A 19001-nucleotide genomic window follows, 5' to 3' on the forward strand; every position below is an offset into this window, starting at 1 on the left:
CGGCTAGTTGACATCGTTTACGGCGTGGACTACCAGGGTATCTAATCCTGTTTGCTCCCCACGCTTTCGCACCTCAGTGTCAGTATCAGTCCAGGTGGTCGCCTTCGCCACTGGTGTTCCTTCCTATATCTACGCATTTCACCGCTACACAGGAAATTCCACCACCCTCTACCATACTCTAGCTTGTCAGTTTTGAATGCAGTTCCCAGGTTGAGCCCGGGGCTTTCACATCCAACTTAACAAACCACCTACGCGCGCTTTACGCCCAGTAATTCCGATTAACGCTTGCACCCTCTGTATTACCGCGGCTGCTGGCACAGAGTTAGCCGGTGCTTATTCTGTCGGTAACGTCAAAACAGCAACGTATTAAGTTACTGCCCTTCCTCCCAACTTAAAGTGCTTTACAATCCGAAGACCTTCTTCACACACGCGGCATGGCTGGATCAGGCTTTCGCCCATTGTCCAATATTCCCCACTGCTGCCTCCCGTAGGAGTCTGGACCGTGTCTCAGTTCCAGTGTGACTGATCATCCTCTCAGACCAGTTACGGATCGTCGCCTTGGTGAGCCATTACCTCACCAACTAGCTAATCCGACCTAGGCTCATCTGATAGCGCAAGGCCCGAAGGTCCCCTGCTTTCTCCCGTAGGACGTATGCGGTATTAGCGTCCCTTTCGAGACGTTGTCCCCCACTACCAGGCAGATTCCTAGGCATTACTCACCCGTCCGCCGCTGAATCAGAGAGCAAGCTCTCTTCATCCGCTCGACTTGCATGTGTTAGGCCTGCCGCCAGCGTTCAATCTGAGCCATGATCAAACTCTTCAGTTCAAACATCTTTGGGTTTTGAGAAAACCCTAAACTTGGCTCAGCAATCGTTGGTTACATCTTTGATTTCTCGCGGAGTAACTTGTGATGCTGATAATCTGTTGACTAGCAGTCTGACTCCACAAGCACCCACACGAATTGCTTGATTCAGTTGTTAAAGAGCGGTTGGTTAAGATCTTTCGTCTCAACCGAGGCGCGCATTCTACAGCAGCCTCATTTGCTGTCAAGTGATATTTTTCAGAAGTTTTCAAGGAATCCTTAATAACTTCAACCACTTGCGCCTCAGATCTCTCATCAGCGGGAGGCGAATTCTACAGCGTTACACGCTGCTGTCAACACCTCTTTTTCAACTCCCTGCCGGCTTCGATGAACTGAAGCAAGCCACTGTCGAAAACTGCGTAACTCGTTGTTTACCAAGGAGTTTTCCGTTTCGACTGCGCCGGAAGTGGGGCGAATTATAGGCTTCCAGAATCTGCCGTCAACACCTATTTTTCACAAAACTGTCATAGAGCTATCAAAGCCCCAAAAAACAAAAGGCCGACCCGTTGGGTCGGCCTTCTTTTCCCTTCTACTTACAAGCTAGGGAAAGCGAACTGCGAAGCTTCGTGGCTCGCACGCTGCGGCCAGCGCTGGGTGATCGCCTTGCGGCGGGTGTAGAAACGCACACCATCCGGACCGTAGGCATGCAGGTCGCCGAACAGCGAACGCTTCCAGCCACCAAAGCTGTGGTAAGCCACCGGCACCGGCAGCGGTACGTTGACGCCGACCATGCCGACTTCGATCTCGTCGCAGAACAAGCGCGCCGCTTCACCGTCACGAGTAAAGATGCAGGTACCGTTGCCATACTCGTGATCGTTGATCAGTTGCATCGCCTCTTCCAGGCTATTGACCCGAACAACGCACAACACCGGCCCGAAGATCTCTTCTTTATAGATGCGCATTTCTGGGGTGACATTGTCGAACAGGCAGCCACCCAGGAAGAATCCTTCCTCATGACCGGCCACGGTCAGACCACGACCGTCCACTACCAGGGTCGCACCGGCTGCTACGCCGTCTTCCACATAACCGCTGACCTTGTCTCGCGCTTGACCGGTGACCAGCGGGCCCATGTCCAGACCGCAGGACGTGCCAGCACCGATTTTCAGCGCCTGGATCTGTGGAACCAATTTGGCTACCAGCGCATCTGCGACCTGGTCACCGACACACACGGCTACCGAAATGGCCATGCAGCGCTCACCGCAAGAACCGTAAGCCGCGCCCATCAGTGCACTAACAGCGTTGTCCAGATCCGCATCCGGCATCAGCACCGCGTGGTTCTTCGCACCACCCAGGGCCTGGACGCGCTTGCCGCGCTTGGTGCCTTCGCTATAGATGTACTCGGCGATCGGCGTCGAACCCACGAAGCTCAGTGCCTTGACTTCCGGCGCTTCGATCAGTGCGTCCACCGCCGTCTTGTCACCGTGCACCACGCTGAGTACGCCCTTCGGCAAGCCGGCTTCGAGCAATAATTGGGCGATCAGCAAAGTCGAGCTCGGGTCACGCTCGGAGGGCTTGAGGATGAAGCAGTTGCCGCAAACGATGGCCAGCGGGTACATCCACAGCGGCACCATGGCCGGGAAGTTGAACGGCGTGATGCCGGCCACTACGCCCAAGGGTTGGAAGTCGGACCATGCATCGATGTTCGGGCCGACGTTACGGCTGTATTCGCCCTTGAGGATTTCCGGCGCCGCGCAAGCGAACTCGACGTTCTCGATACCGCGCTTCAGTTCACCGGCAGCATCTTCAAGGGTCTTGCCGTGTTCTTCGCTGATCAATTGCGAGATGCGCGCTTCGTTCTGCTCCAGCAATTGCTTGAAGCGGAACATGACCTGGGCACGTTTGGCCGGTGGCGTATTGCGCCAGGCCGGGAATGCAGCCTTGGCGGCGTCGATGGCGCTCTGGATGGTTTCGCGGGTCGCCAGCGGCAATTTGTGAATAGCCTGGCCGGTGGACGGGTTGAACACATCGACCGCGCGACCGTTTTCGGTCACCAGTTCGCCATTGATCAAATGCGGAATAACGCTCATGGAAGCTCCTGGAAAGTTGTCCACAGGCGCGCTCTGATTGGCGCGCCCGTTGTTCATATGTATAGAGGGAGAATCAGTCGATCTTGCCCAGCACTTCGCCGACCGCATCGAACAGACGATCCAGGTCCTGCGGCTTGCTGTTGAACGTTGGGCCGAACTGCAGGGTGTCGCCGCCGAAACGCACGTAGAAACCTGCTTTCCACAAGGCCATGCCCGCTTCGAACGGACGCACGATGGCGTCGCCGTCACGTGGCGCGATCTGGATCGCACCCGCCAGGCCAAAGTTACGAATATCGATGATGTTCTTGGTGCCCTTCAGGCCATGCAGCGCGTTTTCGAAATGCGGTGCGACTTCGGCGACGCTCTGTACCAGGTTTTCCTTCTGCAGCAGGTCGAGTGCTGCCAGGCCGGCGGCGCACGCCACCGGGTGTGCGGAATAGGTGTAGCCGTGGGGGAATTCCACCGCGTATTCAGGAGTCGGCTGATTCATGAACGTCTGGTAGATCTCGGAGCTGGCAATCACCGCGCCCATCGGGATCGCGCCGTTGGTGACTTGCTTGGCGATGCACATCAGGTCTGGTGTCACGCCGAAGGTGTCCGCCCCGAACATGTTGCCAGTACGGCCGAAACCGGTAATCACTTCGTCGAATACCAGCAGGATGCTGTGCTGATCGCAGATCTCGCGCAGGCGCTTGAGGTAACCCTGCGGCGGAACCAGTACACCAGCGGAGCCGGCCATAGGTTCAACGAACACCGCAGCGATGTTCGAAGCATCGTGCAGTTCGATCAGCTTGAGCAGTTCGTCAGCCAAGGCGATACCGCCCTGCTCCGGCATGCCACGGGAGAACGCGTTGCTCGCCAGCAAGGTGTGTGGCAGGTGATCGACGTCCATCATCGCCTGGCCGAACAGCTTGCGGTTACCGTTCACGCCACCGAGGCTGGTACCGGCGATGTTCACACCATGGTAGCCACGGGCACGGCCGATCATTTTGGTCTTGGTCGACTGGCCTTTCAGTCGCCAGTAGGCACGCACCATTTTTACCGCGGTGTCGGCGCATTCGGAACCCGAGTCGGTGAAGAACACGTGGTTCAGGTTACCCGGGGTCAGGTCGGTGATTTTCTCGGCCAGCTGGAATGACAGCGGGTGACCGTACTGGAAGCCTGGCGAGTAATCGAGGGTGCCCAATTGCTTGGCGACCGCTTCCTGGATTTCCTTGCGCGTGTGCCCTGCGCCGCAAGTCCACAGACCGGACAGCGAGTCATAGACCCTGCGGCCCTTGTCGTCGATCAGCCAACTGCCCTCAGCCCCGACGATCAGGCGCGGATCGCGCTGAAAGTTGCGGTTGGCGGTGTACGGCATCCAGTGGGCATCGAGCTTGAGCTGGCTGGCCAGGGATGTCGGGGCGTTTTCAGGCAAGTTCATGGGGGCAAACCTCGCAAGGCGATAAGCGGCTTAGGGATTGAAAACCGTTGTTGCAGCTAAATTGCCACGGGGATAAAGTCGGTGAAATCCAACTTTTCTAACCTTCAGTCAGCCCCTGACTAAACTATAGAGTAAGCGCATGTCCAGCCGTCGCCCCGATCCACTGGCGCAAGTCAGCGACTTTGATATTCGCCTGCTGCGGATCTTCCGCAGCGTGGTCGAATGCGGCGGCTTCTCCGCGGCAGAAACTGTCCTTGGTATCGGTCGCTCAGCCATCAGTCAGCAAATGAGCGATCTCGAACAGCGCCTGGGCTTGCGTCTGTGCCAACGTGGCCGGGCCGGTTTTTCCCTGACCGAAGAAGGTCGTGAGGTTTATCAATCGGCGTTGCAGCTGTTGAGTGCACTGGAGAGTTTCCGCACCGAGGTCAACGGCCTGCACCAGCACTTGCGCGGTGAGCTGACCATCGGCCTGACGGACAACCTGGTCACCCTGCCGCACATGCGCATCACTCACGCCCTGGCGCAATTGAAGGAACGAGGTCCGGACGTGCAGATCCAGATCCGCATGATCGCGCCCAACGAAGTGGAACAGGGCGTGCTCGACGGTCGCCTGCATGTCGGCGTGGTGCCGCAGGCCAGTGCGCTGTCGGGGCTGGAGTATCAACCGCTGTATAGCGAGCGCTCGCTGCTGTATTGCGCAGTGGGCCACCCGCTGTTTTATGTCGATGACAAGCAACTGGACGACGAGCGCCTGAACAGCCAGGACGCCATCGCCCCGACCTTCCGATTACCGGCAGACATCCAGGCGCATTATCAGGCGCTCAACTGCACCGCCAGTGCATCGGACCGCGAAGGCATGGCGTTCCTGATCCTGACCGGGCGCTACATCGGTTACCTGCCGGACCATTACGCCAGTCTTTGGGTGCAGCAAGGCCGGTTGCGCGCGCTGAAATCTAAAACCCGCTTCTATGATCTCAGCCTGGCATCGGTGACCCGCAAGGGACGTCGTCCTCATCTGGTACTGGAAAGCTTCCTGGAGAGCCTGGCCGCGACGCGTTGACCGTTGTTTTATCCCATCGGGACTTGTCTGGAGCCAGTGGGTGCGCTATCAACGTCATGCCCTGCAATCCCTCACTTGATCGGAAGTGCCCATGACCTTTGAAGTCCCAGCTCACAGCGGCAAACCCGCCAGCCGCATTCGTCAGAAGAACGAAGAGACCATCATCAAAGCCGCCGAGGACGAGTTCGCCCGTCACGGGTTCAAGGGCACCAGCATGAACACCATCGCCTTGAATGCCGGCTTGCCGAAAGCGAACCTGCACTATTACTTCACCAACAAACTGGGTTTGTACGTGGCAGTGCTGAGCAACATCATCGAGTTGTGGGACAGCACCTTCAATACCCTCACCGCTGAAGACGACCCAGCCGAAGCCCTGACCCGCTACATCCGCGCCAAGATGGAGTTTTCCCGGCGCCAGCCGCAAGCCTCCCGAATCTTCGCCATGGAAGTCATCAGCGGCGGCGAATGCCTGACCGAATATTTCAACCAGGACTACCGCACCTGGTTCCAGGGCCGTGCCGCGGTGTTTCAGGCGTGGATTGACGCTGGCAAAATGGACCCGGTCGACCCGGTGCACCTGATTTTCCTGTTGTGGGGCAGCACCCAGCATTACGCCGACTTCGCCACGCAGATCTGCCGGGTCAGCGGACGCAGCAAACTGACCAAGCAGGACATGGAAGACGCCGGCAACAACCTGATCCGTATCATTCTCAAAGGCTGCGGCCTGACACCCTCTCTCTAAGACCACTATGCCTTTTACCCTCAGCGACTTTTGCGAATACCGCGAAGAGATTCGCAAAAGCCGCTTCATCACCTTGGCCGCGCCGATCGGCAGTGCCGCCGAAGCCCAGGCCTTCATCGCCCAACACAGCGATCCGAACGCTACGCACAATTGCTGGGCGTGGAAGCTTGGCGATCAATACCGCAGTACCGACGACGGTGAGCCAGGCGGCACGGCCGGCCGGCCGATCCTGGCGGCCATCGATGCACAGGACTGTGACCAGGTCGCCGTGCTGGTGATTCGCTGGTATGGCGGCATTCAACTGGGCACCGGCGGACTGGCCCGGGCCTATGGCGGCGGGGCCAACAAATGCCTGCAAGCGGCGCCGAAGGTTGAGTTGATCAGCCGGGTGCCGGTGCGGTGCGCCTGTGCGTTCGGTGAGTTGGCGCTGGTCAAGCTTCGGGTCGCGGAACTCGGTGGCCTGGTGGTGCAAGAGGATTTCACGGCCAATGGCGTTGACTTGCAATTGGCGGTGGGTGCCGGGCAGATCGACACATTGCAAAAGCATTTGGCCGATTTGAGTCGCGGGCGGATTTTGTTGCAGCGTTGAAAAAGCAGGCTGCGATCATTTGGGGCATGCGCTTTTTTTGCATATTCCATAGTTGCCCACATCCGCTGTGCACCCGGCTGTGGATAACCTGAGCACATAACGCTGTAACCCTTCTGTCATGCGGCTTTGCGGGGTTTGCTCATTTTTCGTCCATTTCGCCCTTCAATCCGTTAAATCCAATTAAAAACAATCAGTTAGAGCGGTTTAGCACTATTAGGAGATAGCCGCCCTGCCCTTATGCCAGTCCCTTGAGCTTGCGCACAAATACTGTGGAGCAATCTGTGGATAACCCGTTCATGGCTGGCGCGGCAGCCTATCCGGCATGGCTTGCCGTCCAGTGCTCATTTTTTGATCAAGAGCCCGCGCGCAAAATCGGAGCCGGCTCAACCGCCCTGCACTTATGTGGTGCCCGGTTAACAAGGGCTTTCAGCCTCGTAGCTCGCACAGCGGCCTGGCGCATGGGGGCCAGGCAAATTTCCTGACCTGATGGCCAGAAAATTGCTTTATCCACAGGCATGCACTCAATCGAACCGAGCCTGTCATGCCCATTGCCGATCCGACGCCCCGCCTGCAACTGAGCAGGATCACTAAACGCTACCCCGGCTGCCTGGCCAACGATGCCATCGACCTGACCATCGCACCGGGTGAAATCCACGCCCTGCTCGGCGAAAACGGCGCGGGCAAAAGTACCCTGATGAAGATCATCTACGGCGTCGTGCACGCCGACGCGGGCGAGATGTTCTGGCATGGACAGCCGGTAACCCTGCGTAACCCGGCCCAGGCTCGCGACTTGGGCATCGGCATGGTGTTCCAGCACTTCTCGCTGTTCGAAACCTTGAGCGTGACGCAAAACATCGCACTGGCCATGGGCCCGACGGCAGGCACGCCCCATCAGCTTGAACGCAGAATTCGTGAAGTGTCGCAACGCTACGGCATGGCGTTGGAGCCGCAGCGACTTGTCCACAGCCTGTCCATTGGCGAGCGGCAACGGGTGGAAATCATTCGTTGCCTGATGCAGGACATTCGCCTGTTGATTCTCGACGAACCGACCTCGGTGTTGACGCCTCAGGAGGCCGACGACTTGTTCGTGACCTTGCGCCGACTGGCCGCCGAGGGTTGCAGCATTCTGTTTATCAGTCACAAACTCGCCGAAGTACGCGCGTTGTGCCACAGCGCCACCGTGTTGCGCGGCGGGCGAGTGGCCGGGCATTGCACGCCGGCCGAATACTCGGACCGGCAATTGGCGCGCCTGATGGTTGGCGATGCGGCGGAGCTGATCACCGATTACCCGAAAGTGGCGGGATCCGATGTCTTTTTGCACATACAAGGCTTGTCCTGGCACAACCCGGACCCGTTCGGCTGTTCGCTCACAGCCATCAACCTTGCCGTGCACAGTGGTGAAATAGTCGGTATCGCCGGTGTCGCCGGCAATGGTCAGGATGAGCTGCTGGCACTGCTCAGCGGTGAAGAACGGCTGGGGCGCAATAACGGTGCAACCATCCGTTTCGGCGGCGAACCGGTCGCGCATTTACGTCCCGATGCCCGACGCCAGCGCGGACTGGCCTTCGTCCCCGCCGAACGCCTGGGGCATGGCGCCGTACCGGACCTGAGTCTGGCGGACAACGCCTTGCTGACCGCCTTCCAGCAAGGGCTGGTGAGCAAGGGCCTGATCCAGCGCGGCAAGGTCCAGGCGCTGGCGCAAGACATCATCCGCCGCTTCGGGGTCAAGACAGCCGGTACGCAGGCACTGGCCCGCAGCCTTTCCGGCGGTAACTTGCAGAAATTCATCCTGGGTCGGGAAATTCTTCAACAGCCGAAGTTGCTGGTGGCCGCGCACCCGACCTGGGGCGTGGATGTCGGCGCGGCCGCGACCATTCACCGTGCGTTGATTGTTCTGCGTGATGCCGGCGCGGCGATCCTGGTGATCTCCGAAGACCTCGACGAATTGTTCCAGATCAGCGACCGCCTTGGGGCCTTGTGCGGCGGACAGCTATCGCCGCTCAAGGCCACCGTCGACACCCGTCTGACCGATGTCGGTGGCTGGATGGCCGGCCAGTTCGACGCCCCTCAATTATCCGCGTGCGCAACACGTTAACGGAGTCTCACATGCTGCTTTCTCTTGAACCCCGTGGCGAGCAATCGAGCCTGATGCTGTGGTGCTCGCCGCTGTTGGCGGCGATCCTGACCCTGGGCTGTGGCTCGTTGCTGTTTATCGCATTGGGCCACGATCCGTTGCTGACGTTGCATACGCTGTTGATCGCGCCCATCAGCGACCTTTATGGTCTCTCCGAATGGCTGGTAAAAACACTGCCGATTCTGCTCTGCGCACTGGGCCTGGCCGTTGCCTACCAGGCGCGAATCTGGAACATCGGCGCCGAAGGCCAGCTGCTGCTCGGCGCCTTGGCCGGCAGTGCGTTGGCGGTGAACATCATCGAGCTGCAAAGCCGCTGGGCGCTGGCCTTGATCCTGCTGACCGGGACCCTGGCCGGTGCCGCGTGGGCAGGGTTGACGGCATGGTTGCGCACGCACTTCAACGCCAATGAAATCCTCACCAGCATCATGCTCAATTACATCGCCCTGAACCTGCTGCTTTTCTGCGTTCACGGCCCGCTGAAAGATCCGCAAGGGTTCAATTTTCCGCAATCGGCGATGTTCGGTGACGCCAGCCGCTTACCGCTGTTGATGGAGGACGGTCGGGTTCACGCCGGCGTGTATTTCGCCCTGCTCGCGCTGGTAGCGGTGTGGGTGCTGCTGCAAAAAAGCTTTGTCGGATTCCAGATCAAAGTGCTGGGACTGGACAAGCGCGCGGCCGGTTTTGTCGGCTTTCGCGAAAAGCGCCTGATCTGGCTGGCGCTGTTGATCAGCGGTGGCCTCGCGGGCCTGGCGGGTGCGTGTGAAGTGACCGGGCCAATCGGGCAATTGGTACCTCAAGTTTCACCGGGCTACGGCTACGCGGCGATCACCGTGGCGTTTCTCGGTCGGCTGAACCCCCTCGGCATTCTGTTCTCCAGCCTGTTGATGGCACTGCTGTACATCGGTGGAGAGAACGCGCAGATGAGCTTGAACCTGCCGCAAGCGATCACCCAATTGTTTCAGGGAATGATGCTGTTTTTCCTGCTGGCCAGTGATGTGCTGATTCTTTACCGACCCCGCTTGAACCTGAACTGGGCACGCCGTGCGCCCGCCACCGCCGTACAGGCTGGAGCGCTGTGATGGATATCGATCTGCTGAGCAACATTTTCTACGCCATGGTTCGCTGCGGTACGCCGTTGCTGCTGGTGGCGCTGGGCGAACTGGTGTGCGAGAAGAGTGGCGTACTCAATCTGGGCCAGGAAGGCATGATGCTGTTTGGCGCGGTGATTGGTTTCATCATCGCGTTCAGTACCGGCAACCTGTGGCTTGGCGTCTTGCTGGCGATGCTCGCCGGGATGCTGTTGTCCTCATTGTTTGCCCTGGTGGCGCTGGTCTTCAACGCCAACCAGGTGGCCACCGGGCTGGCCCTGACGATTTTCGGCGTGGGGCTGTCGAGCTTCGTCGGCGCGGCGTGGGTCGGCAAACCGTTGGCAGGCTTCGAGCCGCTGGCGATCCCTTACTTGAGCCAGATTCCGCTGATCGGGCGGATGCTGTTTGCCCAGGACTTGCTGGTGTACCTGTCATTCACGCTGTTTGCGCTGGTGACCTGGGTAACGCTGAAAAGCCGCGTAGGGCTGATCATCCAGGCGGTCGGCGAGAACCCGGATGCTGCCAGTGCCATGGGCTTGCCGGTATTGGCGGTGCGGGCATTGGCGGTGTTGTTCGGCGGCGCGATGGCCGGGTTGGCCGGCGCGTACCTGTCGCTGGCCTACACACCCATGTGGGCGGAAAACATGAGCGCCGGCCGCGGCTGGATCGCCCTGGCCCTGGTGGTGTTCGCCAGTTGGCGGGTATGGCGTTTGCTGCTCGGTGCGTATCTGTTCGGGCTCGCCAGCATCCTGCACCTGGTGGCCCAGGGGCTGGGGCTGGCGATTCCATCGAGTTTGCTGGCGATGCTGCCGTATGTCGCGACCATCGTGGTGCTGGTGCTGCTGTCCCGGGACAGGATACGCACGCGATTGTATGCGCCGGTTTCATTGGGGCAGCCGTGGCGGGCTGGGCATTAGTGGTTGTTTGGGTGGGCCTCATCGCGTGCAGGCTCGCTCCCACAGGGGTTCCTGGCGCGGCATCAATCGATTTCACACAGCAGGATTTTTTGGGAGATTCCATGGTGCATCGGAACCCTGCAGCCTTAAACTCCTGTGTGATGAGTTGCACCAACGGCTCGGACAAGCTTGTCCATTGAATCCACGCCCCTGAACTTTCAAGGAAGCCACACATGTCCAGAACTGCACTGATCATCGGCGCCTCCCGGGGCCTTGGCCTCGGCCTGGTGAGAACCTTGCTTGCCGACGGCTGGCAAGTCACCGCCACCGTGCGCAATCCGCAAAACGCCGAGGCCCTCAAGGCGTTGGGCAATGTGCGGATCGAGAAACTCGACATGGACGATCAGCAAGCGGTGATCCAGCTGAGCCAGCAACTCAAGGACGAAGTCTTCGACCTGCTGTTCGTCAACGCCGGCGTCAAAGGTCCCGAGGTGCAGACGCCAAACGGTGGCGCGACCCTGGCCGAAGTCGGCCAACTGTTCTTCACCAACGCGGTGGCGCCGATCAACCTGGCCCAACGCTTCGCCGGACAAATCCGCCCGGACAGCGGCGTGCTGGCCTTCATGAGCTCGGTACTGGGCAGCGTGACCATGCCCGACGCGCCGGAATTGGCGCTGTACAAGGCCAGCAAGGCGGCACTCAATTCAATGACCAACAGCTTCGTCACTCAACTGGGCGAACAGAAACTGACCGTGCTGTCGTTGCATCCGGGCTGGGTGAAAACCGACATGGGCGGTGAAGGCGCGGACATCGATGTGGACACCAGCACGCGCGGGCTGGTGGATCAGGTGAATGCGTATGTGGGCAAGGGCGGGCATTACTTCATCAATTACCGGGGGGAAACCATTCCCTGGTAAAACCACCGTCCCCTGTAGAGCTGGCTTGCCAGCTCTACAGGGGGGATTTGCGTTGTCTGGTCGGGCCGGGCTTGCCGATAACGGCATTTTGCTCGACACTTCGCACCGCGCCTCCCCGGCGCCCCTGGATCAGCAGACAGGGCAACACTGAGCTGGCAACCCTGAACCCAACTTTCAGAGGAGCCGGCCAACATGCCTGCGACCCGTACCTGGTTAAAAAATCCCCTCGCCATTTTCACGGCCAACGGTCTCGATGCCCGTGGCGGCCTGGTGCTGCAAGACGGCGTGATCGTCGAAGTGCTTGGCCTCGGCCAACAGCCGGCGACGCCATGCAATGAAGTGTTCGACGCACGCGAGCATGTAATCCTGCCGGGACTGATCAACACCCATCATCACTTCTATCAAACCCTGACCCGCGCCTGGGCGCCCGTGGTCAACCAACCGTTGTTTCCGTGGCTGAAAACGCTGTATCCGGTCTGGGCACGCCTGACGCCGGAAAAACTCGCCCTGGCGAGCAAAGTCGCGTTGGCAGAACTACTGTTGTCCGGTTGCACCACAGCCGCCGACCACCATTACCTGTTCCCCGAAGGCCTGGAAAATGCGATCGACGTACAGGTCGAGAGCGTTCGCGAACTGGGCATGCGCGCCATGCTCACGCGTGGCTCCATGAGCCTGGGTGAAAAGGACGGAGGCCTGCCGCCGCAGCAAACCGTACAGGAAGGTGAAGTGATCCTGGCTGATAGCCAGCGCTTGATCGCCGAGTACCACGAACGCGGTGACGGCGCGCAAATCCAGATTGCCCTGGCGCCCTGCTCGCCCTTCTCCGTGACCCCGCAAATCATGTCCGCCAGCGCCGAACTGGCAAACAAACTCGACGTGCGCCTGCACACGCACCTGGCCGAAACTCTCGACGAAGAAGATTTCTGCCTGCAGCGTTTCGGCCTGCGCACCGTGGATTACCTGGACAGTGTCGGCTGGCTCGGCCCGCGTACCTGGCTGGCCCATGGCATCCACTTCAACCCGGACGAGATTGCCCGCCTCGGCGCGGCCGGCACCGGCATCTGCCATTGCCCGAGCTCGAACATGCGGCTGGCGTCCGGCATCTGCCCGAGCATCGAGTTGACCGAAGCCGGTGCTCCGCTGGGCCTGGGCGTGGACGGTTCAGCTTCCAACGACGCCTCGAACATGATCCTCGAAGCACGCCAGGCGTTGTACATCCAGCGCCTGCGCTACGGTGCCGAGAAGATCACCCCGGAACGCGTATTGGGCTGGGCCACCAAGGGCTCTGCACAATTGCTTGGTCGCAGCGACATTGGTGAAATCGCGGTGGGCAAGCAGGCGGACCTGGCGTTGTTCAAGCTTGATGAACTGCGTTTCTCCGGCAGCCATGATCCGGTTTCCGCCTTGTTGCTGTGCGGCGCAGACCGCGCGGACCGAGTGATGATCGGCGGCAAATGGCGAGTGATCGACGGGCAGGTCGAAGGGCTGGACCTGAAGGGACTGATTGCCGATCACAGCCAGGCGGCGCGGCAGTTGATCGCGGGCACCTGATTCAACACCGATAAAAACTGTGGGAGCGAGCCTGCTCGCGATGGCGGACCAACATTCAACATCTATGTTGACTGATACGACCTCATCGCGAGCAAGCTCGCTCCCACAATGGTTTTGTGGTGTTGTTAGAGGCCCAGCAGCGACAACATGATAAACGTCGCAAACAGCACGAAGTGGGTCATCCCTTCGATGGCGTTGGTTTCACCATCGTTGAGGTTGATCGCGCTGACGATCAGGGTGATGAAAATCATCACGGTCTGCACCGGCGTCATGGCCATCTGGAACGGCTGGCCGGTGTAGAGCGCCATTGCCTCCATCACGGGCACCGTCAGGATCACCGTCGACAGTGAGGCCCCCAGGGCGATGTTGACCACCGACTGCATGCGGTTGGCCAAGGCCGCGCGCAAGGCCGTCAGAATCTCCGGCGCGGCCGAGATGGCCGCCACCAGGATCGCCGTGATCACTGGCGGTGCGCCCGTCCCTTCCAGCCCGAGATCGAGGGTCTTGGACATCACTTCGGCCAAGGCGCCGATCACCACCACTCCGAACACCAGGATGCCGATCGATAACGTCAGGCGGATCGGTGCGGGCTCCTGTTCCTGCGGTTCCTTCTTGCGACGTTTATCCGGGTAGCTGTAGCTGAAAAAGTAACTGTGCGGCCCGACCTGCATCCGCAAGAACAGGGTGTAGAGCACCACCATCGCGCCAATGGTGAACGCCGAATAGAGCTTCCAGTCGGCTTCGGGAATGAACTCGGGCACCACCATCGACACGCCCATGGCAGTCAGGATCATCACGCTGTAGCTGCGCGCCGAATCATCGTTGTAGGACTGTTCGCCATGCTTGAGCCCGCCCATCAACGCCGCCAGGCCGAGAATGCCGTTGATGTCGAGCATGACGGCTGAGTAAATCGTATCGCGCACCAGCGTGGCCGAGGCTTCGTTGCTCATCATGATCGCCAGGATCACCACTTCCACCAGCACGGCGGCCAGGGTCAGGATCATCGTGCCGTAGGGGTCGCCGACCTTTTCCGCGAGCAGTTCGGCCTGATGGGCGACGCGCATGGAGGCGGCGACGATAAACACGATCAGCACCAGTCCTGCAGATAGCGCCACCGCCTGGCCGCTGTGCAGCAACCAGTGCTCCAGCGAGAACGCAACAATGGCGGCGATCAGGGCCAGCAGCAGAAAGGTTTCTTGCTTGAGAATCGTGAGCATGGCGGGCCTTTTGCCGTGGAGTAGCAATATGCGACTGACTGCGGTGCGGCGCTAACGTTCGTTTCACCTTAGCGCACCAGTGGATGGCAGCTGTGCCAGGCGCTGCACTTTTATCGGTCTTCCCAGCCTCTGCGCGGGCAAGCCCGCTCCTGCAGGATTTACGCAAGCCTTGTAGGAGCGGGCTTGCCCGCGAAGGCCTCCCTTCGGTCTAACGCCGATGTTGTCTTGTTGGTCAGCAATTTGCATTGGCCCTGCCCACACACAACAAAATGGGGTTCGAATTCATGCAAATACGTCCGCTGCATAAGCTGCTGTGCGCCGCCATCGGCCTGGGAATCAGCCTGACCGCCAGTGCCGCCGACCCGTTGAAAGTCGGCTTCGTCTATATCGGCCCGATCGGTGACCACGGCTGGACGTATCAGCATGAACAGGGGCGCAAGGCACTGGCGGAAAAACTCGGCGACCGGATCACCACCAACTATGTGGAAAACGTTGCCGAAGGCGCCGACGCCGAGCGAGTGATCCGCAACATGGCCAAGGACAAGTACGACCTGATCTTCACCACCTCGTTCGGCTACATGAACCCGACACTCAAGGTCGCCAAGCAGTTTCCCAACGTGACCTTCGAACACGCCACTGGCTACAAGCAGGACAAGAACCTGGGCACCTACCTGGCACGCACCTATGAAGGTCGCTACGTCGGCGGTTTCCTCGCGGCGAAGATGACCAAGAGCAAAAAGATCGGCTACGTCGCCTCGTTCCCCATCCCGGAGGTGATCCGCGACATCAACGCCATTCAACTGGCCCTGAACAAGTACAACCCTGGCACCGAGATCAAGGTGGTGTGGGTCAACTCCTGGTTCGATCCGGGCAAGGAAGCCGATGCCGCCAACGCGCTGATCGACCAGGGTGTGGATGTGGTGTTCCAGCACACCGACAGCCCGGCGCCGATCCAGGCTGCTGAACGTCGCGGCGTGTATGCCGTGGGCTACGCTTCGGACATGGCGCACTTCGGCCCCAAGGCGGTGCTGACCTCCATCGTCAACGACTGGGCGCCGCATTACCTGCAAGCGACCCAGAGCGTGATCGACCACACCTGGAATACCCAGGATTACTGGGGTGGCCTGAAGGAAGGCACCGTTGAACTGCCGATCAGCGACCTGGTGCCGGCGCCGGTGAAGATCGAAGCCGAGCAGATCATCGCCGACATCAAGAGCGGCGCGCTGCAGCCGTTTACCGGGCCGATCAAGGACCAGGCCGGGGTCGAGAAAATACCTGCGGGGGTCAGCGCGACGAATACGGAGCTGGCGTCGATGAATTATTACGTGGAAGGCATGAAGGCCGACATGCCGAAATAATACACCGCCCCCCCCCCTGTAGGAGCTGGCTGCCAGCGAAGAGGCAATCACATCCAACATCTCTGTTGAATGGAAATCCGCCTTCGCTGGCAAGCCAGATCCTACAAGGGCATTTCGTCCTCAACAGGTCAGAGACATGAACCAGCTTCCGATCATAGACATCGCCCCGCTCTACCGTGATGACTCATTCGCCTGGCAATCCATCGCCACTCAAATCGACCTCGCCTGCCGCGAATGGGGCTTCTTCTACATCAAGGGTCACCCAATCAGCGCGGCACGCATCGATGCCGTGCTCGACAGCGCCAAGCAATTTTTCGCCCTGCCCACCGCCGAAAAGCTCAAGATCGACATCACCCAGACCCGCCACCATCGCGGTTACGGCGCCATCGCCACCGAGCAACTGGACCCGGGCAAACCCAGCGACCTGAAAGAAACCTTCGACATGGGCCTGCACCTGCCGCTCGACCATCCCGACGTCCTGGCGGAGAAACCGTTGCGCGGCCCCAACCGCCATCCAGCGGTGCCGGGCTGGGAAGCGCTGATGGAGCAGCATTACGTCGACATGCAGGCGCTCGCGCAAACCCTTTTGCGGGCCATGACGTTGGCGCTCGGCATCGAGCGGGACTTTTTCGACACACGCTTTGTCGAGCCGGTCAGCGTATTGCGGATGATTCACTACCCGCCGCGCCACACCGCCAGCTCCGTCGAGCAGCAAGGCGCAGGCGCCCACACCGATTACGGCTGCATCACCCTGCTCTACCAGGATGCCGCCGGTGGCCTGCAAGTCAGGAACGTACAAGGCGAATGGATCGATGCCCCGCCGATCGAAGGGACGTTCGTGGTCAACCTCGGGGACATGATGGCGCGCTGGAGCAACGACCGTTACTTGTCGACGCCACACCGGGTGATCAGCCCGTCGGGCGTGGATCGTTATTCGATGCCATTCTTTGCCGAACCGCACCCCGACACCCGCATCGAATGCCTGCCCGGGTGCCAGGACGAGCAGCAGGCGGCGAAATACCCGGCCACCACGTGCGCCCAATTCCTGCTCTCACGCTTCGCCGATACCTACGCTTATCGACGGGAACAGGAGGCGCTGGAATGAACCGGCTGGTCAGGTTTTACCAATTAATGCAGCGGGCATCTGTAGAATGGCGCCATTGCACCTGATGAGAAAAGAATTATGTACGACTGGCTGAATGCCCTGCCCAAGGCAGAACTGCACCTGCACCTGGAAGGCTCGCTGGAGCCCGAGCTGCTGTTTGCCCTGGCCGAACGCAACAAGATCGCCCTGCCATGGAGCGATGTCGAAAGCCTGCGCAAGGCCTACGCCTTCAATAACTTGCAGGAGTTCCTCGACCTGTACTACCAGGGCGCCGACGTACTGCGTACCTCCCAGGATTTCTACGACCTGACTTGGGCCTATCTGTTGCGCTGCAAGGCGCAGAACGTGATTCACACCGAACCGTTCTTCGACCCGCAGACCCACACTGACCGCGGCATTCCATTCGAAGTGGTGCTCAACGGTATCGCCGCCGCGTTGAAAGACGGTGAGCAGCAACTGGGCATCACCAGCGGCTTGATCCTGAGCTTCCTGCGCCACTTGAGCGAAGAGCAGGCGCAGAAAACCCTCGACCAGGCGCTGCCGTTCCGCGATGCGTTTGTCGCCGTGGGCCTGGACAGCTCCGAAATGGGGCACCCACCGAGCAAATTCCAGCGGGTGTTCGACCGCGCCCGCGGCGAAGGTTTCCTGACCGTCGCTCACGCCGGTGAAGAAGGCCCGCCCGAGTACATCTGGGAAGCCCTCGATCTGCTGAAGATCCAGCGTATCGACCATGGCGTACGCGCCATCGAAGACGAGCGCCTGATGCAGCGCATCATCGACGAGCAGATCCCGCTGACCGTGTGCCCCCTGTCCAACACCAAGCTCTGCGTGTTCGATCACATGTCGCAGCACAATATTCTCGAGATGCTCGAGCGTGGCGTGAAAGTGACCGTGAACTCGGATGACCCGGCGTACTTCGGCGGTTACGTCACCGAAAACTTCCATGCCCTGTATACCGATCTGGGCATGACCCAGGACCAGGCCAAGCGCCTGGCACAGAACAGCCTGGATGCCCGGTTGGTAAAACCCTGAGATCTACCGGATTCTTCTGTAGGAGCAAGCTTGCTCGCGATAGCGGTTTGGCATTCAACATTGATGTTGACTGACACTGCGTCATCGCGAGCAAGCTTGCACCTACAGGGCCACTTCCAGCTCGGTCTGTTTGGCGAACCGGTGAAATTCTCGCTGTCCGGCGGCGGTGAGCTGCAAGGCACGTGAATCCATCGGCAGGCTCAACCATCCGGACTGCATGAACAGCTGCAACAACGCCGCACCCAGGGCGCCGCCCAGGTGCGGGCGTCTTTCGCTCCAATCGGGGCACGCACAGGCGACCTTGCCGTGACGGTGGGCCAACGCCTGAATGAAGACACCGCGCGCCGCCAACTGCGTCGCACCCTTGAGCGTGATCGTGACCCGCTGATCGAACTGTTCGATCCAGTCTGCGTCCAGCAGGCGCTGGTACAGATCGGCGGCCAGCGTGCCGCCCAAATGATCCTCGCACAGACGCGCGCGCAACAGCGACGAACCGCTTGGCCGAGGTTTGGCCATGGGGGCGGTGCGTTTGAAAATATCCGGGATATCTTGCGGTGCGCTGGCCAGCGTGGCGCTGGCCAGTGCTTCGATCGCGGCACCGACTTCGGGAGCCGTGAGACGGAAGAAGCGCTTTCGCCCACGGGCCTCCACTTTCAGCAGACCGCCGGCGGACAACCGCCCCAGGTGCGCACTGGCCGAAGAAGGTGACAGGCCGGTCATCAATGCCAGTTCTTCGGTATGTCGTGCCGAGCCATCCATCAAGGCCCACATCATTGCGCTGCGCTTGGGGTCAGCCAGCAATGTGGCTATCTGGCTGATGCAAGGTGCATGTTCCATGTATTCACTCCCTGTTGAATCGTTTCGTCCTGCTGCAAAGAGCTATCTTGACCAGTCATGGGCCGTCGGCCAAACGTGGAAACTGCCTTAACCGGGTTCGCCATTGCGATCGACGGTGCGTACACGCGGTGAGCGTCAGTATAGGCGGGTTGAGCGCCAGATC

The 19001-nt window shown here is 60.0% G+C and carries 15 protein-coding genes and 1 rRNA gene; 11 read left to right on the top strand and 5 right to left on the bottom strand.

Going from position 1 to position 19001, the window contains the following annotated elements; all coding sequences use genetic code 11:
• The 3 genes from BKX96_RS20315 to aptA form a co-directional block, all read right to left on the bottom strand.
• Positions 1–826: ribosomal RNA gene (locus BKX96_RS20315) — 16S ribosomal RNA — on the bottom strand; the annotation flags it as partial.
• Positions 827–1395: 569 nt separating this feature from the next.
• A complete protein-coding gene (locus BKX96_RS20325; protein WP_046816441.1) occupies positions 1396–2889 on the bottom strand; it encodes a CoA-acylating methylmalonate-semialdehyde dehydrogenase in 1494 nt (497 codons plus the stop codon).
• A 73-nt stretch (positions 2890–2962) separates the two neighbouring features.
• Complete coding sequence (gene aptA, locus BKX96_RS20330) at positions 2963–4312, bottom strand: omega-aminotransferase AptA (RefSeq protein ID WP_046816442.1); 1350 nt, start codon at positions 4310–4312, stop codon at positions 2963–2965.
• A gap of 139 nt (positions 4313–4451) precedes the next feature.
• Here aptA and BKX96_RS20335 point away from each other — a divergent pair, with 139 nt between their 5' ends.
• The 8 genes from BKX96_RS20335 to BKX96_RS20370 all read left to right on the top strand — a co-directional run bounded on the left by BKX96_RS20335 (position 4452) and on the right by BKX96_RS20370 (position 13289).
• Positions 4452–5372: a LysR family transcriptional regulator gene (locus BKX96_RS20335; protein ID WP_046816443.1), complete on the top strand. Its 921-nt coding sequence runs from the start codon at positions 4452–4454 to the stop codon at positions 5370–5372.
• A gap of 91 nt (positions 5373–5463) precedes the next feature.
• Positions 5464–6114: a TetR/AcrR family transcriptional regulator gene (locus BKX96_RS20340; protein ID WP_077185307.1), complete on the top strand. Its 651-nt coding sequence runs from the start codon at positions 5464–5466 to the stop codon at positions 6112–6114.
• Positions 6115–6121: 7 nt separating this feature from the next.
• Positions 6122–6703 (top strand): IMPACT family protein, encoded by a 582-nt coding sequence (locus BKX96_RS20345; protein WP_077185309.1) that lies wholly within the window; start codon positions 6122–6124, stop codon positions 6701–6703.
• Positions 6704–7244: 541 nt separating this feature from the next.
• Positions 7245–8798 (top strand): ABC transporter ATP-binding protein, encoded by a 1554-nt coding sequence (locus tag BKX96_RS20350; protein ID WP_046816445.1) that lies wholly within the window; start codon positions 7245–7247, stop codon positions 8796–8798.
• An 11-nt stretch (positions 8799–8809) separates the two neighbouring features.
• Complete coding sequence (locus BKX96_RS20355) at positions 8810–9916, top strand: ABC transporter permease (RefSeq protein ID WP_046816446.1); 1107 nt, start codon at positions 8810–8812, stop codon at positions 9914–9916.
• Complete coding sequence (locus BKX96_RS20360) at positions 9916–10842, top strand: ABC transporter permease (RefSeq protein ID WP_046816447.1); 927 nt, start codon at positions 9916–9918, stop codon at positions 10840–10842. The genes BKX96_RS20355 and BKX96_RS20360 overlap by 1 nt, the downstream gene beginning before the upstream one ends.
• Positions 10843–11054: 212 nt before the next feature.
• The gene (locus BKX96_RS20365) at positions 11055–11738 is read left to right on the top strand and encodes an SDR family oxidoreductase (RefSeq protein ID WP_077185310.1); all 684 of its coding nucleotides are present in this window, start codon (positions 11055–11057) and stop codon (positions 11736–11738) included.
• Positions 11739–11930: 192 nt separating this feature from the next.
• Positions 11931–13289, top strand: coding sequence for an 8-oxoguanine deaminase (locus BKX96_RS20370; protein WP_046816449.1), 1359 nt, complete (start codon positions 11931–11933; stop codon positions 13287–13289).
• Positions 13290–13414: 125 nt separating this feature from the next.
• On the opposite strand, the gene BKX96_RS20375 is transcribed toward BKX96_RS20370, so the two are convergent.
• Positions 13415–14506 (bottom strand): calcium:cation antiporter, encoded by a 1092-nt coding sequence (locus BKX96_RS20375; protein WP_077185311.1) that lies wholly within the window; start codon positions 14504–14506, stop codon positions 13415–13417.
• A gap of 284 nt (positions 14507–14790) precedes the next feature.
• Here BKX96_RS20375 and BKX96_RS20380 point away from each other — a divergent pair, with 284 nt between their 5' ends.
• The 3 genes from BKX96_RS20380 to BKX96_RS20390 all read left to right on the top strand — a co-directional run bounded on the left by BKX96_RS20380 (position 14791) and on the right by BKX96_RS20390 (position 18001).
• Complete coding sequence (locus BKX96_RS20380) at positions 14791–15864, top strand: BMP family ABC transporter substrate-binding protein (RefSeq protein WP_077185467.1); 1074 nt, start codon at positions 14791–14793, stop codon at positions 15862–15864.
• Positions 15865–16000: 136 nt separating this feature from the next.
• Complete coding sequence (locus tag BKX96_RS20385) at positions 16001–16969, top strand: 2-oxoglutarate and iron-dependent oxygenase domain-containing protein (protein ID WP_077185312.1); 969 nt, start codon at positions 16001–16003, stop codon at positions 16967–16969.
• A 78-nt stretch (positions 16970–17047) separates the two neighbouring features.
• Positions 17048–18001: an adenosine deaminase gene (locus BKX96_RS20390; RefSeq protein ID WP_077185313.1), complete on the top strand. Its 954-nt coding sequence runs from the start codon at positions 17048–17050 to the stop codon at positions 17999–18001.
• A gap of 102 nt (positions 18002–18103) precedes the next feature.
• Here BKX96_RS20390 and BKX96_RS20395 read toward each other — a convergent pair whose 3' ends face one another.
• Positions 18104–18838 (bottom strand): ArsR/SmtB family transcription factor, encoded by a 735-nt coding sequence (locus BKX96_RS20395; protein ID WP_046819655.1) that lies wholly within the window; start codon positions 18836–18838, stop codon positions 18104–18106.
• Positions 18839–19001: the final 163 nt, after the last annotated feature.

Source organism: Pseudomonas putida (genome assembly GCF_001976065.1).
Taxonomy (GTDB): domain Bacteria; phylum Pseudomonadota; class Gammaproteobacteria; order Pseudomonadales; family Pseudomonadaceae; genus Aquipseudomonas; species Aquipseudomonas serbica.

Coding starts and splice junctions, on each gene's coding strand:
- BKX96_RS20395 (WP_046819655.1), bottom strand. CDS start 18,838: ATGGAACATGCACCTTGCATCAGCCAGATAGCCACATTGCTGGCTGAC.
- BKX96_RS20340 (WP_077185307.1), top strand. CDS start 5,464: ATGACCTTTGAAGTCCCAGCTCACAGCGGCAAACCCGCCAGCCGCATT.
- BKX96_RS20390 (WP_077185313.1), top strand. CDS start 17,048: ATGTACGACTGGCTGAATGCCCTGCCCAAGGCAGAACTGCACCTGCAC.
- BKX96_RS20360 (WP_046816447.1), top strand. CDS start 9,916: ATGGATATCGATCTGCTGAGCAACATTTTCTACGCCATGGTTCGCTGC.
- BKX96_RS20365 (WP_077185310.1), top strand. CDS start 11,055: ATGTCCAGAACTGCACTGATCATCGGCGCCTCCCGGGGCCTTGGCCTC.
- aptA (WP_046816442.1), bottom strand. CDS start 4,312: ATGAACTTGCCTGAAAACGCCCCGACATCCCTGGCCAGCCAGCTCAAG.
- BKX96_RS20380 (WP_077185467.1), top strand. CDS start 14,791: ATGCAAATACGTCCGCTGCATAAGCTGCTGTGCGCCGCCATCGGCCTG.
- BKX96_RS20345 (WP_077185309.1), top strand. CDS start 6,122: ATGCCTTTTACCCTCAGCGACTTTTGCGAATACCGCGAAGAGATTCGC.
- BKX96_RS20350 (WP_046816445.1), top strand. CDS start 7,245: ATGCCCATTGCCGATCCGACGCCCCGCCTGCAACTGAGCAGGATCACT.
- BKX96_RS20385 (WP_077185312.1), top strand. CDS start 16,001: ATGAACCAGCTTCCGATCATAGACATCGCCCCGCTCTACCGTGATGAC.
- BKX96_RS20370 (WP_046816449.1), top strand. CDS start 11,931: ATGCCTGCGACCCGTACCTGGTTAAAAAATCCCCTCGCCATTTTCACG.
- BKX96_RS20375 (WP_077185311.1), bottom strand. CDS start 14,506: ATGCTCACGATTCTCAAGCAAGAAACCTTTCTGCTGCTGGCCCTGATC.
- BKX96_RS20355 (WP_046816446.1), top strand. CDS start 8,810: ATGCTGCTTTCTCTTGAACCCCGTGGCGAGCAATCGAGCCTGATGCTG.
- BKX96_RS20325 (WP_046816441.1), bottom strand. CDS start 2,889: ATGAGCGTTATTCCGCATTTGATCAATGGCGAACTGGTGACCGAAAAC.
- BKX96_RS20335 (WP_046816443.1), top strand. CDS start 4,452: ATGTCCAGCCGTCGCCCCGATCCACTGGCGCAAGTCAGCGACTTTGAT.